Origin of the sequence: Flavobacterium johnsoniae, from assembly GCF_030388325.1 — a bacterium.
Taxonomy (GTDB): domain Bacteria; phylum Bacteroidota; class Bacteroidia; order Flavobacteriales; family Flavobacteriaceae; genus Flavobacterium; species Flavobacterium johnsoniae_C.
Genome location: NZ_CP103794.1, coordinates 1609782 through 1625515 on the forward strand (window position 1 = coordinate 1609782; position 15734 = coordinate 1625515).

The following is a 15734-nucleotide window of genomic DNA, read 5'->3' on the forward strand; positions in this document are numbered from 1 at the left end:
AATTGTTTTTTGGTGTCGCAAAATACTTATTTTGAACCGTTAGAAAAAAGTTTTACTAGACTTTTAACGTCAATATTGCATAATTGTTGTAGCTGTTCTACTGTTCCATGTTCAATAAACTCGTCTGGAACACCTAAAATTTCAATGTTGTTTTTGAAATTATTAGATGCAGCAAACTCTAAAACAGCACTTCCAAAACCACCTTTTTTTACTCCATCTTCAATTGTAATAATACTTTCGAAATTAGAAAAAACGTAATTTAATGTATTGATGTCTAGTGGTTTAATAAAACTAAAGTTATAATGGGCAATCTCGTTAGAATTGGTTGATTCGTTTAAAGATTCTATAACATTATTTCCAATTGTTCCGGCCGACAGAACAGCAATTTTCGTACCATCTTTTAAACATTTTGCAGAACCGATTTTAATTTTTTCGTAATGTCTGAAATTTTCTACTTCCCAATTGGAAATAACGCCGCGACCTCTCGGATAACGAATTGCAATCGGATGATCTAATCCTAATTGTGCGGTGTATAAAATATTTTGGAGTTCAATTTCGTTAAGCGGCGCGTAAATCATCATATTTGGAATCGAACGCAGATACGCAATATCAAAAACGCCGTGATGTGTTGCGCCATCTTCGCCAACTAATCCAGCTCGATCTAAACAGAAAATGACTGGCAAATTTTGCAAAGCAACATCGTGAATAACCTGATCGTAAGCGCGTTGTAAAAAAGTTGAATAAATATTGCAATACACAATCATACCTTGAGTTGCCATTCCAGCGGCTAGCGTTACAGCGTGCTGTTCGGCAATTCCAACATCAAAAGCTCGTTCGGGCAGTTCATCCATCATAAATTTTAAAGAACTTCCCGATGGCATTGCAGGCGTGATTCCGATAATTTTTTCGTTCTTTTTGGCTAAATCTAAAATAGTTAAACCAAAAACATCCTGATATTTAGGCGGAAGATTTTCTTCGGATTTTAAATGAATTTCTCCAGTCGAAGCATCAAATTTCCCAGGCGCATGATATTTCACCTGATTTTCTTCAGCTTGCTGTAAACCTTTTCCTTTTGTAGTTACAATATGAAGGAACTTTGGACCTTTTATCTTTTTTAAACGATTTAATTCTTTGATTAATTTAGGAAGATCGTGACCGTCAATTGGTCCAGAATAATCAAAATTCAAAGACTTAATCATATTATTTTGTCTCGGATTTTTTCCGTTTTTAACTGAAGTTAGGTATTTTTTTAAAGCTCCAACACTCGGGTCAATTCCGATTGCATTGTCATTCAAAATAACTAAAATATTGGCATCTGTTACTCCGGCGTGATTTAAACCTTCAAAAGCCATTCCGCTCGCGATAGAAGCGTCGCCAATTACAGCAATATGTTCTTTTTCGAAATCGCCTTTAAGTTTAGAAGCGATCGCCATTCCTAAAGCGGCAGAAATAGAAGTAGAAGAATGCCCAACGCCAAAAGTATCGTAAACACTTTCGCTTCTTTTAGGAAACCCAGAAATACCGTTTATTTGACGGTTTGTATCGAAATTTTCTCTTCTTTCGGTCAATATTTTATGACCGTAAGCTTGGTGGCCAACATCCCAAACCAATAAATCTTCTGGAGTATTAAAAACATAATGCAAAGCAATTGTAAGTTCTACAACGCCTAAACTCGCGCCCAAATGTCCTTCTTTTACAGAAACCACATCAATAATAAACTGACGCAATTCTTGAGCAACTTGAGCAAGCTGTTCCTCTTTTAAAAGACGTAAATCGGCTGGATTGTATATGTTAGAAAGTAAATCGCTTTTCATTATAAGGTAAAAAGCAAATTTACGGTTTTAAATTTAAATTTTATTATTGAACGCTATTGTAATACAATCGGCAAAGAATATAATCTTCGAGCTTTTTTACCATTAGTTTCTCCTGGTTTCCATTTCGGGCATAAACTAAATACTCTAGCAATTTCTTTTTCAGTAATATCGTCAATAGCAGGTTCAGATCGAAGATAAGTTACAGATCCATTTCTTTCTACTACAAAAGAGAGTTGGATTTTTAGATTTGCACTTTCTGAATTTTCGGTTTTTTTAAACTCTTTTTCAATAAAGTTGTAAAATTGCTCAATTCCGCCAGGAAATTCTGCATTGGTTTCAATTGCAACTCCTCCATTATAAACAACATCTTCATTCTGAGAATCATTTTTCTTCCCTGATTTTGTTGAAGACGGCTTAGAAGAATTTTTGTTTTTTATTTTTTGATCTTCTAAAATTACTTCACCGCTGATTCTATTTGTATGTTTTTCAGAATTTGCCGCGTTATCATGTTGTTTGGATGGCGGAGGTGGTGGAGGCGGAATATCAGACGTAGAATCATTTTTGCTAATTCTAGCTTTCCCGATAGGACTATCAAATTTAGATGAATCATTGGTAATTTCAACTTTTTGAATCTTTTGTTTAGTTCCATCTTTGCTTTGGCAACTAAACAGCGTTGTTCCCATTGCGACAAACAAAGCCAGCAAAAACATTTTTCTGTAATGCGTTTGTGAATATAAAATATGGTTAGGAATTTGAATTGTAACAGAATCCAATTGCGATTTTCTAAATCTCCCGCAAATTTTGTTATTTTGATTTTGAATAAAAAACTGCTGAATTTCCTCGGGCATCATAGAAGTAAAATCTACAACAGTTTTAGAACAGCTTAAACAAAAACGACCATTTTCATTTGGTGTCATTTTGTTCCAGTCTTCTTGGCATGGTTCAGGAATAGTAATTTTATGTTTTCTTTCCATATTCAAATTTCAAAATTTAAATGTACTAAAAATAAAGTGTAAAGTTTTATTTTTGTATTTATGATAAATCCTTTTACAGACGAATATTTTATGAAAAAAGCTTTGCAGGAAGCTGAAATTGCTTTTGAAAGAGGCGAAATTCCTGTTGGAGCTGTAATTGTTGTTGCCGATAAAATAATTGCAAGCAGTCATAATTTAACCGAATTATTAAATGACGTTACCGCACATGCTGAAATGCAATCTATTACAGCGGCAGCTAATTTTTTGGGCGGAAAATATTTAAAAGATTGTACGCTTTATGTAACCCTCGAACCTTGCCAAATGTGTGCAGGCGCTTTGTATTGGAGCCAGATTTCGAAAATCGTTTTTGGCGCACGCGACGAACAACGCGGTTTTCTAAATATGGGAACAAAATTGCATCCTAAAACGACTGTTGTTTCTGGCGTAATGGCAAACGAAGCCGCTGATTTGATGAAACGGTTTTTTATTGAAAGACGTAAATAGCGCTATAGAAATAGCTTCACATTAAATAGATAAAACATTCAAACTTCAACAGAAGTTAAATAATTATTACTAGAGAATTTTCTTCTTAAATAAATCAAAAAATACTTTACATTTATCACAATTTAATTTGTAATTTGCTGTTATGGCTTTTAATAGTAATTCGATTAAAATTTTAGATTATTAACCCATTAACTCTAATTAAAGGTGAAAGTAAAAGGACTTATTCTCGCATTTTTTGTGTTTTTTATTTTTCAATCGTGCGGCAGAAAATCAGCAGCAGATTTCAACTCCGATTTTTCATTATTTAAAGATTACATAACCAGTTTTACAGGCGGAATCGTTTCTGCTGATTCTGATATCCGAGTAGTTTTAGCTTTTGATAAAAACGATTGGAAACCAAATCAGGAACTTGACGATGATTTGTTTGATATTTCGCCAAGTGTTCACGGAAAAGTCGTTGCGCTTTCAACCAATACATTAGCTTTCATTCCAGAGAAAAAACTAAAAGCAGGTACAGAATATCAGGTTACTTTAAACTTAGATAAACTAACGGCGATTCCGAAAGAGAAAGAAAAAGAGCTTTCTAAATTCAACTTTACGGTTAAAACGGTTAAACAGGATTTTACCATAAATACTGGAGATATTCAATCGTACAGCAAAGAATATCAATATTTAAACTGCGTTTTAAAAACGGCAGATAATATTGATTTAGAAACCGCTCAAAAGCTGGTTGAAGCAAAACATAATGGAAATAATCTTAAAATTAAGTTTGAAAAAACAAACGGACCAGCAAAAGAATTCCGCTTTATAATTGACAGTATTCAGCGTCAGTCAGAAGCTTCAAACTTAGAGATTATTTATGATGGGAATGATTTTGATATTGATCAGAAAGGACAAATCGATTTTCCGATTACAAGCATCAACGAATTTAAAGTTATAAAAGTTGAGGTTCCAGACGGAAACAATCAGCAGGTTTTAATTAATTTCTCTGAACCTTTAGAAAAAGGTCAGGATTTTGCAGGATTGGTTTCGATTCAAAACACCAATAATCTTAAGTTTTCTACACAAGGAAACTTACTAAAAGTATATTTTACGAATCAGAATGCGCCTAAAAAAGTAGAACCAGTGACAGTAGTTGCAGAAGAACAAGTTGCTGTTGCTGTAGATTCGGCTGCCGTTTTAGTTGATTCAGCCGCGGTTGCAGTTGATTCAGCCGCCGCAGTTGTAGAAGATGCTGTAGAATACGTTCCAGACGAAGAACCAGAACAAGTTGTGACTGGTGAATTATTATTGGAAGTCTTTCAAGGAATAGAAAGTCAGTACGGCAAAAAACTAGAAAACAATTACAGCGAAAAAATCTCTTTTGACCAGATAAAACCAAATGTTCGTTTTGTGAAAAACGGAACAATTCTGCCAAGTTCAAACAATTTAAAACTAAATTTTGAAGCCGTAAATTTAAGTGCTGTTGATGTTAAAGTATATAAGATTTACAAAAACAATATTTTGCAGTTTCTTCAATACAACGAACTAAACGGCGGACAGAATCTCAAAAAAGTAGCGCAGCCAATTGCCAAAACGACTTTAAATTTAAGGGAAAGCACGCTCGTAAATCTTTCTAAATGGAATACATATGCTTTAGATTTATCTAAAATCATCAAACCAGAACCGGGAGCGATTTACAGAGTGGAGTTTGTCTATAAAAAGAAATATTCGCTTTATAAATGCGAAACATCAGACGATAATGAAACCGAATCTGAGGAAGAGGAAGTTGATGAAAATGACGTAAACTACAGTGGAAACTCTTACGACGATTACTATTATTATGACGATTACGATTGGAGAGAAAGTCAAGATCCTTGTACAGGTTCTTACTATTACAATGCGAGAATTGCAACCAATATTTTAGCTTCAGATTTAGGAGTTATTGCTAAAAGAGGAGAAAATAAATCGTACTTGTTTGCTGTAAATAATATTGTTACAACAGAACCAGTTTCGAACGCTAGAGTTGATTTATACAATTTTCAACAGCAAAAAATTGCAACAGAAGCAACAAGCAGTGAAGGAATTGCATCTTTTCAATTAGACAAATTCGCTTATTTTGCCATTGTAACTTTAGGCGATCAATCGACTTATGTGAAATTGGACGACGGACTTTCATTGTCTGTAAGTAATTTTGATGTTGCCGGAGAGACTTTACAAAAAGGGCTGAAAGGATTTATTTATGGAGAAAGAGGCGTTTGGCGTCCGGGAGATAATTTGTATTTATCTTTTATTTTGAATGATGTCGCGAATAAACTTCCGAAATCACATCCAATTAAATTCAGATTAAACGATCCGAATGGAAAAACGGTTTATCAAACGGTTCAAAAGACGAATGATTTAAATCATTACGCTTTTATAGTGCCAACCAATCCAGATGCACCAACAGGAAATTGGGAAGCAATGGTGAGCGTTGGTGGCGCAAAATTCTACAAAAGCATCAAGATTGAAACCATTAAACCAAATCGTTTAAAAATCAAAAATACATTTAGCAGAAAAACACTTTCGGCTTCGTATCAAAATACAGACAATCTTGAAGTAACATGGCTTCATGGTGCAATTGCTAAGAATTTGAATGTAGAAATGCAGGCGAAATTCTCTCAACAAAGCACAACATTTAAAGGCTATGAAAAATATACTTTTGATGATTTGGCACGCCAATTCAGTACAGAAGAAATCAACATTTTCTCTGGAAAATTGAATGAAAGCGGAAAAGCGTCAGTAAATATTCAGCCAAGATTACAAGGTCAGGCACCGGGAATGTTGCGTGCTTCGTTCATTACAAAAGTTTATGAAGAAGGCGGTGATTTTAGTACAGATGTAATGTCAACAACTTATTCTCCGTACAAAACTTATGTTGGGATTAAAACGCCTGAGCTGAACAAATATAGCATGCTTGAAACGAGAACAAACAATCGTTTTGATGTTGTAACGGTTGATGAAAACGGAAGACCAAAATCAGTTCGTAATCTCGAAGTAAGAGTTTATAAAGTAGACTGGAGATGGTGGTGGGATTCTTCGAGCGATAATTTATCAAACTATAACTCATCGAATGCAACGACTTCATATAAAACATTTGTAATCAATACGGATTCAAGCGGAAAAGGAAGTTTCCAATTTGCTTTGACAGACGAAGAATGGGGGCGTTATTTAATTCGTGTTGCCGATCAGCAAGATGGTCATGCGACATCTTTAACAGTAAATATAGACTGGCCAATCTGGTCTGGAAAAACACGTAATAGAGATGCTTCCACGGCCAATATGTTGGTTTTTTCTACAGATAAAAAGAATTATGCGGTGGGAGAAAAAGCGCAGATTTCTTTTCCTTCAAGTGAAGGCGGGCGCGCTTTAATTTCAATAGAAAACGGATCAAGAGTCGTACAGACTATTTGGGCAGAAACTAAAAAAGGAGAAACGAAAGTTGAAGTTCCAATTACTGGAGCAATGGCACCAAACGTGTATTTCAATATTACCTTATTACAGCCTCATGCTTCAACCAAAAATGATTCGCCAATTCGTATGTACGGAATTGTTCCAATCGAAGTGGTAGATAAAAATACTATTTTGGCACCGACAATAAATATGCCTGATGTATTAAGGCCAGAACAGCCGTTTATGGTTAAAGTTGGAGAAAAGTCAGGTAAAGAAATGACATACACAATTGCAGTTGTCGATGAAGGGCTTTTGGATTTAACTCGTTTTAAAACACCAAACGCATGGGATAGTTTCTATGTGCGTGAAGCTTTAGGAGTAAAAACTTGGGACATTTATGATGATGTAATTGGCGCTTACGGCGGAAAAATAAATCAAATTTTTAGTATCGGAGGTGATCAGGATTTAGGTGGAGGAAAAGCTAAAAAAGCCAACCGTTTTAAACCAGTTGTATTGTATTATGGGCCATTTAAATTAGGAAAAGGAGAAACAAAATCTCATCAATTAAAATTACCTAAATATATTGGTTCTGTCAGAACTATGGTTGTGGCTGGAGACGCGAATACAAGCGCTTATGGTAGTGTAGAAAAAGCAACACAAGTTAAGAGTCCGTTGATGGTTTTGGCTTCTCTGCCGAGAAAAATTTCGCCTTCAGAGAAAGTAACGCTTCCAGTTACTGTTTTTGCAACGGAGAGCAAAATCAAAAATGTTTCAATTCAAATCAAAACAAGCAACGGATTGAAAGTTATGGGAAGCGCAGTTCAAAGATTAAATTTTGCACAGCCCGATGAAAAAATGGCTTATTTTAATTTAGTTGTTGGATCTGCAACCGGAATTGCGAAAGTTCAAGTAATTGCAACATCTGGAAGTGAGAAATCTACTTATGATGTTGAAATCGACATGACGAATCCAAATCCAGTTACAAGTACTTTTACAGATGTTGTTTTAACGCCAAATAGCACTAAAACAATTTCGTGGAAAACATTTGGAATTGCGGGAAGTAATAAAGCAAGATTAGAAGTTTCGTCAATGCCATCTATGAATTTGAACGGAAGATTACAATTCTTAATTCAATATCCGCATGGTTGTGTCGAGCAGACTACTTCATCTGTTTTTCCACAATTGTATTTGGGCGATGTGGCAGATATTGATGCGAAACGTAAAGATTTAATTCAAAAAAATATTGCAGCAGGAATTGCCAGATTGGGTAATTTCCAATTATCAAATGGTGGAATGCCTTACTGGCAAGGAAATGCAATTGCAGACGATTGGGGAACTTCTTATGCAGGACATTTCTTGATTGAAGCAGAGAAAAAAGGATATGTACTGCCAATTAATTTCAAATCAAAATGGTTAGGTTATCAGCAAAAAGAAGCAAAACAATGGCGTTTTGAACCTAAATACGGAAATGATCTAGCTCAGGCTTATAGATTGTACACTTTAGCTTTAGCTGGAAATGCCGATTTATCAGCAATGAATAGATTACGTGAAACAAAAGGTATTTCGAATGAAAGTATGCTTCGTCTGGCAGCAGCTTATGTTTTAGCAGGACAAAAATCGGCTGGACAAAGTTTATTCTTGAAAACTAGTATTGATGGAAGTTCAGATGAATACAGCTATTACTATTATGGTTCAAGTGAAAGAAACAGAGCAATGGCTCTTGAAACAATGCTGCTTTTAGACCAAAAACAAAAAGCATTTGTGACAGCTTCTAAATTAGCTAAAGAAATGTCGGCAAATCAATGGATGAGTACGCAGACAACTGCTTACTGTCTATACGCAATGTCAAAATTTGCGGTAAGTAATGGTCCAAGAGGAATTAATATTCAGTTTAGTAAAAACGGAAAAGGAGAAACTATAAACACAGGTAAATCGGTTGCAGATCGCAGTTTGTCTGTTGCTTCTGGAACAAATAGCATTACTTTGAAAAACAATAAAGCCAATACCGTTTATGTTCGTGTATTAAATACTGGAATATTGCCAATCGGACAAGAAAATGTTGTTCAAAGTGATGTTACGGCTTCAATTGTTTTCAAAAACAGAAAAGGAAGTGTAATCAATGTTTCAAGAATCAATCAGGGAACTGAGTTTGTAGCTGAGGTTACAATTAAAAACCAAAGAGGAGAAAGTGTTCAGAACGTTGCACTATCGCAAATTCTGCCTTCAGGTTTTGAAATTGTAAATACTCGTTTCACAGATTATGGAGACGCCGTAAACAATATCGCTGATTATATTGATATTCGAGACGACAGAACTAATTTCTATTTTGGAATGAAAGCTAGAGAAACAAAAATTTTCCGAATTCTGTTAAACGCATCGTATTTAGGAAACTATTATTTACCTGGATTGCAATGCGAAGCAATGTATGATAATACATTCTTAGCCAGAACAAAAGGATTTTGGGTTGAGGTGGTGAAATAAATTTATTAGCCATACATTATAAAGATTAACACAGATTCTAAAAAAAATCCTTTTAATCTTTATAATCTGTGGCTAAAAAAAACTTAGCGAACTTTGCGTTTACTTAGCGCCTTTGCGGTTAAAAAAACGAGCATTGAAAAATAAATTAAAAGCGTTTTTCCAACGCATCATAAATTGGATTAAAAGAAATAAAATAAAATCAGCAATTGCATTTTTGCTCTTGCTGATTTACTATTTTTCGATACCTCGAACTTTATTCAAAGAACCTTATTCAACAGTAATAGAAAGCAAAGAAGGAGAACTTCTAGGAGCTAAAATCGCGGGTGACGGACAATGGCGTTTTCCGGCGCAAGACAGCGTTCCGGATAAATTCAAGAAATGTATCGTTTATTTTGAAGACGAATATTTCTACCAACACCCCGGTTTTAATCCGGTAGCAATGGTAAATGCTTTTAAACAAAACCGAAAAGCGGGAAAAGTTGTTAGAGGCGGAAGTACGTTGACGCAACAAGTAATTAGACTTTCCCGAAAAGGAAAAAACAGAACCTATTTTGAAAAGCTAATTGAAATTATTCTCGCTACGAGACTAGAATTAGGGTATTCTAAAAATGAAATTCTTGAAATGTACGCTGCTCATGCGCCATTTGGAGGAAATGTAGTTGGATTAGAAATGGCTTCGTGGCGTTATTTTGGAGTGCAATCCAATCAATTATCTTGGGCAGAAAATGCTGTTTTGGCCGTTTTGCCTAATGCGCCAAGTTTGATTTATCCTGGGAAAAACCAAATAAAATTATTAAACAAACGAAACCGACTTTTATTGAAACTGCATCAGGAAGGTATAATTGATAAACAAACTTACGAACTTTCAATAGAAGAACCTTTGCCTCAAAAACCATATGATCTTCCTCAAATTGCACCACATTTATTGCAGAGAGTGGCTAAAAATGAAGAAGGAACAAGGGTAAAAACTACAATTGATTATGCCTTGCAAAATCGTGTAAATCAAATTGCCAGATATTATTACAATCAATACAAGCAGAATGAAGTTCATAATCTGGCGATTTTGGTAATAGATGTAAATAGCAGAAATGTAATGAGTTATGTTGGAAATTCTCCAGCAGATGCAGATTATCAAAAAGATGTTGATATTATCGATGCGCCAAGAAGTACAGGAAGTATTTTGAAACCTCTTTTGTATGGTGCGATGCTTGATGACGGCGAATTACTTCCTAATACTTTGGTAGCTGATATTCCAACACAGATTTCAGGATATACGCCTCAAAACTTTAATTTAACATTTGATGGCGCTGTTCCTGCGCATCGTGCATTATCACGTTCTCTAAATATTCCTGCAGTTTTGATGCTTCAGGAATTTACGGTCAATAAATTTTATGAAGAGCTTCAAAAATTTAAATTAAAGAATATAAATAAAACGCCAGATCATTATGGTTTGTCACTTATTTTGGGCGGAGCTGAAAGTAATTTGTGGGATTTATGCAGAACGTACGCTAATTTATCTTCAACATTAAATTATTATACTAAAAATAAAAGTCAGTACAGAACAAATGAGTTCACAGAATTAAATTATAAAAACGATTTTAAGCCTGATTTTGGTTCAGAAACAAATCAGAAGAATATTCTAGGCGCGGGATCAATTTGGTTAACGTATAACGCAATGGAAGAGGTGAATAGGCCAGAAGGAGACGAAGCTTGGAAGTTTTATGACAGTTCTTTAAAAATTGCATGGAAAACAGGAACAAGTTTCGGAAATCGTGATGCGTGGGCCATTGGAACAAATTCCAGATATGTAGTCGGAATTTGGGTTGGAAATGCAACAGGCGAAGGTCGTCCAACATTAACAGGAGTTACAAGTGCTGCGCCAATTCTGTTCGATGTTTTTAATTTACTGCCGAGACAAAGATGGTTTGATACTCCGTATAAAGATTTAGCCGAGGTTGAGGTTTGTCGTTTAAGCGGTTATTTGGCGAAAGATAATTGTCCAAAAATCAAACAATGGATCACTAAAAAAGGAAAATCAACTAAAGTTTGTCCGTATCATAAAACCATTCATTTAGATAAAACAGAACAATTTCAGGTTAATAGTAGTTGTGAAAGTATAGATAATATTGTGACCAAAAATTGGTTTGTTCTTCCTCCGGTTATGGCTTGGTATTACAAAAGTCAGCATATTGAATATTTGCCTTTACCGCCATTTAAAGAAGGATGCGAAGGAACGCAAACCACTACGATGGATTTTATTTACCCAAAAGCGAATAGTAAAATTTATTTAACGAAAGATTTTAATAGCAACGTACAGCCCGTGATTTTGAAAGTGGCTTATTCTGAAAGAGATAAAGAATTATTCTGGTATGTTGATAATGTGTATAAAGCAACGACAAAAACCTTCCATGAATTGCCAATTACACCAACAACAGGAATTCATTATATTACGGTTATAGATGCTTCTGGAAATGAAATTAGAAGAAAAATAGAAATTGTTAGGGAATAATAACGAATTGTCAGGCTGAGCGAAGTCGAAGCCCACGTTCCAATTGGAGCGCACTTAAACTTCGCTCAGGAAGACAATAGTAAGTTCTCAGTCGCTGTAAACCACAAAAAAACCGCCAATCTTTCGAAAGGCGGTTTTTTGTTTTTTATTCTGAAATAACATTTCCTTTTTTATCGTAGAAATGATATTCTAAGTACGTGTAAGCGTCACGAGGTATGATTTTCACCCATTTCTTATGTTCAAAAAACCATTTTGAACGTAATGATGGAAAACCTTTGCTGAGGTATGCAGCCACAAACGGATGTGTATTAAGCACAACCTTATTGTGGGTTTTTAAAAGTCTTTCTAAGTCAGAGGTGATCTTGTCAATTATTAATATTGGTGCTTCAATTTCACCATTAACTTTATTCGGATCTTCTTCTCTAGTTTTTATATTAACTTCTGGTCTTACTCGCTGTCTTGTAATTTGGACCAAACCAAATTTACTTGGCGGTAATATTTTATGCTTTGCTTTATCGTCGCTCATTTCTTCTCGCAAGAAGTCGAACAAAACTTTCCTGTTTTCTGGATTAGACATATCGATAAAATCAACTACGATAATTCCGCCCATATCTCTCAGACGAAGTTGTCTGGCGATTTCTGCAGCGGCAATCATATTTACTTCCATGGCGGTGTCTTCTTGGTTGGTTGCTTTATTCGAACGGTTTCCGCTGTTTACGTCTATAACGTGAAGAGCTTCAGTGTGTTCGATGATAAGGTAGGCCCCTTTACTCATAGAAACGGTTCTTCCAAAAGAAGTTTTGATTTGTCTCTCTATATTGTATTTCTCAAAAATTGGAGTGTCATTTGATTGATAAAACTTAACAATCGATTGTTTTGAAGGTGCAATTTCTTGCAGATATTCCTTCGTTTGATGGTACAACTCTTCATCATCTATTTGAATACCGCTGAAGGTATCATTGAATACATCTCTTAATATCGAAGAAGCTCTATTAAGCTCTCCTAATACTTTTGATGGATGATGAGCAGTTGGTAATTTTTTACACATTGCAGACCATCTGCCAAGCAGGTTCTGCAAATCTTTTTCTAATTCGGCTACGTTTTTGCCTTCGGCTACTGTGCGAACAATAACACCAAATCCTTTAGGTTTGATCGATAGAACAAGTTTTTTTAGACGATCCTTTTCTTTTTTGTCTTCTATTTTTTGAGAAATAGAAACACGATCAGAAAAAGGAACTAGAACGATAAATCTTCCGGCAAGAGAAAGCTCAGCACTTATTCTTGGTCCTTTGGTTGAGATAGGTTCTTTAACTACTTGAACTAAAACAGATTGATTGGCACTTAAAATATCAGTAATGATGCCATCTTTGTCAATCTCTTTTTCAAACTGAAAGGTTTTTAGGGAGAAATCTTTTATTTTACCTGCGCTTACAAGTTTTATGAATTTCAACTGAGAAGCTAAGTTAGGTCCTAAATCGTGATAATGTAAAAAGGCATCTTTTTCGAAGCCTACATTTACAAAAGCAGCATTAAGTCCAGCAACTGGTTTTCTGATTTTGGCAATAAAAATATCACCAACCTGAAAGTTGCTTTTCTCTTCTTCTTTGTGTAATTCAATTAGTTTTCCATCTTTTAATAAGGCAAAATCTACGGCTTCAGAACTAGATCTAATGATTAATTCTTTATTCACACTGTAAATTTTTATCCGTGAATAGGTTGTCGGTTGTTTGTTGATAGTTGTTGGTAAGAAAACCAAAAACCAAAAACCAAGAACCATCAACTTCTACAAGGATGGATTAAACAATATTTTTTTAACAGGTATTAACCCGGTGGAGTTAGTTGCCAGTTTTCAGTGACAGTAAGCAGTTTTAGGCTGCAAACTGTAATCTGTGACTGAGACTCTCAAACTCCAATTTCAATGAACGTTTAAAAAGAAAAAAGTAGTTTAAAACTACTTTTTCTTTTTGTGACGGTTAGCTCTCGCTCTTTTCTTACGTTTGTGAGTAGCTACCTTATGTCTCTTTCTTTTTTTACCACTTGGCATATCGTGTCTGATTTATGTTAATTAATATTATTTTGCTTCGTTGTTTGTTTTAACTCCTTCTACAAAAACTTTTGCAGGTTTAAACGCAGGAATGTTGTGTGCTGGAATTTTAATTGTAGTGTTTTTAGAAATGTTTCTTCCAGTCTTTTCAGCTCTAGTTTTTACGATAAAACTACCAAAACCTCTTAGGTAAACATTGTCTCCAGTTTCTAAAGAAGTTTTAACTTCTTCCATAAAAGTTTCTACTGTTGCTTGAACGTCTCCTTTTTCAAGACCTAGTTTCTCTGAAATTTTCGCTACGATATCTGCTTTCGTCATTTTCTTTCCTATTTTATTTTATAAATGGTGTACTATTTTTTTGAGTTTGCAAATATAGGAATTAAAAAAATAATTAATCAAGCTAATTCGTTAAATTTTAATTACATAAACATTTACTTTTGTATTCTAAGTATTTTGCAATGGATTTTCATAACATATTGATAAAATGGTATTTACGAAACAAGCGTGATTTGCCGTGGCGAAAAACGGTCGATCCGTACCAAATTTGGCTCTCAGAAATTATGCTTCAGCAGACAAGAGTTGCGCAGGGAATGCCTTATTTTTTCTCCTTTACTAAGGAATTTCCTACCGTAAAACATTTGGCAGATGCCTCAGAAGAAAAGGTTTTAAAACTTTGGCAAGGTCTGGGATATTATTCGAGGGCTAGAAATCTTCATAAAACGGCTCAATTTATAAGTGATGATTTAAATGGAGTTTTTCCTGATTCATATAAAGAACTTTTGAAACTTAAAGGTGTTGGCGAATATACAGCGGCTGCAATTGCTTCTTTTTCTTATAATGAATCGGTTCCGGTTGTTGACGGAAATGTATTTCGTGTCTTATCGCGTTATTTTGATATTGAATCTGATATTGCGCTGCCGGCAACCAAAAAAGAGTTTACTGCTTTGGCTCAGGAATTAATGCCAAAAGATAATCCTGCGATTTTTAATCAGGCAATTATGGAGTTTGGTGCGCTACAATGCGTGCCTAAAAATCCAAATTGTTCTGTTTGTGATTTTAATGAAAGCTGCGTCGCACTTCAAAAAGGAAAAGTAAATATGCTTCCCGTAAAATCTAAAAAGGTAAAAGTAACCAATAGGTATTTTAATTATTTGATATTAGAAGATTCTTCTGGAAATACTGTAATAGAAAAGAGAACGGCAAAAGGAATCTGGCATAATTTATATCAATTTCCTCTTTTAGAAACAGAATCTATTGTAGATTTTGAGGTGATTTCAAAAAAAGCAAAAGAAGAAATTTTTTCTACCTATAATATAATAAGTATAGAAGATTATCAAGAATCGACAGTTGTGCACAAACTTTCGCATCAACATCTTCATATACAATTTTGGAAAATTAAAATAAAAGAGAAAATTCAAAACGGAATTGATACTGAAAAATTAAAAACTTTTCCTTTCCCGATTGTGATTTATAATTTTATAGAAAAGCAGGAAATAAATTGCTAAAAAAATGTATCTTTGGTAGAAATACCATCTAAACTATGAACGGAACATTAAATAAAGTGATGCTTATTGGCCATTTGGGAGATGATGTAAAGATGCATTATTTTGATGGAGGAAACTGCATCGGACGGTTTCAGCTGGCTACTAATGAAGTTTATATCAATAAAACAACCAACGAAAAAATTACTTCGACAGAGTGGCATAATTTGGTTGTTCGCAATAAAGCAGCAGAAATCTGCGAAAAATATCTTTCTAAAGGAGATAAAATTTATGTAGAAGGAAGAATAAAATCTCGCCAATGGCAAGCTGAAGACGGTACAACAAAATATACAACCGAAATTCAAGTTACCGAGTTTACTTTCCTGACAACCAAAAAAGAAACGGCACATACAAAACAAAATCAAGATACAGAGTCAGTAAAAAACACTAACTTTGATGCTGCAAATGAAGGGCTTCCGATTAACGACTTGCCTTTCTAAGATGTTTAACTAATTT

General features: G+C 34.6%; 9 protein-coding genes. 5 read left to right on the top strand and 4 right to left on the bottom strand.

What is annotated here, in order from left to right:
* Window positions 1-26: 26 nt before the first annotated feature.
* A complete protein-coding gene (locus tag NYQ10_RS07155; protein ID WP_289879533.1) occupies window positions 27-1814 on the bottom strand; it encodes a 1-deoxy-D-xylulose-5-phosphate synthase in 1788 nt (595 codons plus the stop codon).
* A gap of 53 nt (window positions 1815-1867) precedes the next feature.
* Window positions 1868-2788 carry a hypothetical protein gene (locus NYQ10_RS07160; protein ID WP_289879536.1) on the bottom strand — a complete coding sequence of 307 codons (921 nt, stop codon included), beginning with the start codon at window positions 2786-2788 and terminating at the stop codon, window positions 1868-1870.
* 60 nt (window positions 2789-2848) lie between these two features.
* Here NYQ10_RS07160 and NYQ10_RS07165 point away from each other — a divergent pair, with 60 nt between their 5' ends.
* The 3 genes from NYQ10_RS07165 (at window position 2849) to pbpC (ending at window position 11693) form a co-directional block, all read left to right on the top strand.
* Window positions 2849-3292, top strand: a complete 444-nt coding sequence (locus NYQ10_RS07165) for a nucleoside deaminase (RefSeq protein ID WP_289879538.1) — start codon at window positions 2849-2851, stop codon at window positions 3290-3292.
* Window positions 3293-3496: 204 nt separating this feature from the next.
* Window positions 3497-9184, top strand: a complete 5688-nt coding sequence (locus NYQ10_RS07170) for an alpha-2-macroglobulin family protein (protein WP_289879541.1) — start codon at window positions 3497-3499, stop codon at window positions 9182-9184.
* A gap of 133 nt (window positions 9185-9317) precedes the next feature.
* On the top strand, window positions 9318-11693 hold the full coding sequence (pbpC, locus tag NYQ10_RS07175) for a penicillin-binding protein 1C (RefSeq protein WP_289879542.1): 2376 nt from the start codon (window positions 9318-9320) through the stop codon (window positions 11691-11693).
* A 145-nt stretch (window positions 11694-11838) separates the two neighbouring features.
* On the opposite strand, the gene NYQ10_RS07180 is transcribed toward pbpC, so the two are convergent.
* Both NYQ10_RS07180 and NYQ10_RS07185 read right to left on the bottom strand, forming a co-directional pair.
* Window positions 11839-13383 (bottom strand): Rne/Rng family ribonuclease, encoded by a 1545-nt coding sequence (locus NYQ10_RS07180; protein ID WP_035645529.1) that lies wholly within the window; start codon window positions 13381-13383, stop codon window positions 11839-11841.
* 381 nt (window positions 13384-13764) lie between these two features.
* The gene (locus NYQ10_RS07185; RefSeq protein WP_007805026.1) at window positions 13765-14055 is read right to left on the bottom strand and encodes an HU family DNA-binding protein; all 291 of its coding nucleotides are present in this window, start codon (window positions 14053-14055) and stop codon (window positions 13765-13767) included.
* A gap of 140 nt (window positions 14056-14195) precedes the next feature.
* On the opposite strand from NYQ10_RS07185, the gene mutY reads away from it, so the two are divergent.
* Together mutY and NYQ10_RS07195 are read left to right on the top strand one after the other, a co-directional pair.
* Entirely contained in the window at window positions 14196-15242 is a 1047-nt protein-coding gene (mutY, locus tag NYQ10_RS07190) for an A/G-specific adenine glycosylase (protein WP_289879544.1), read from the top strand.
* Between the two features lie 35 nt (window positions 15243-15277).
* The gene (locus NYQ10_RS07195; RefSeq protein WP_229354612.1) at window positions 15278-15718 is read left to right on the top strand and encodes a single-stranded DNA-binding protein; all 441 of its coding nucleotides are present in this window, start codon (window positions 15278-15280) and stop codon (window positions 15716-15718) included.
* The last annotated feature ends 16 nt before the right edge of the window (window positions 15719-15734 follow it).

Coding starts and splice junctions, on each gene's coding strand:
- NYQ10_RS07195 (WP_229354612.1), top strand. CDS start 15,278: ATGAACGGAACATTAAATAAAGTGATGCTTATTGGCCATTTGGGAGAT.
- NYQ10_RS07185 (WP_007805026.1), bottom strand. CDS start 14,055: ATGACGAAAGCAGATATCGTAGCGAAAATTTCAGAGAAACTAGGTCTT.
- NYQ10_RS07165 (WP_289879538.1), top strand. CDS start 2,849: ATGATAAATCCTTTTACAGACGAATATTTTATGAAAAAAGCTTTGCAG.
- NYQ10_RS07160 (WP_289879536.1), bottom strand. CDS start 2,788: ATGGAAAGAAAACATAAAATTACTATTCCTGAACCATGCCAAGAAGAC.
- mutY (WP_289879544.1), top strand. CDS start 14,196: ATGGATTTTCATAACATATTGATAAAATGGTATTTACGAAACAAGCGT.
- NYQ10_RS07155 (WP_289879533.1), bottom strand. CDS start 1,814: ATGAAAAGCGATTTACTTTCTAACATATACAATCCAGCCGATTTACGT.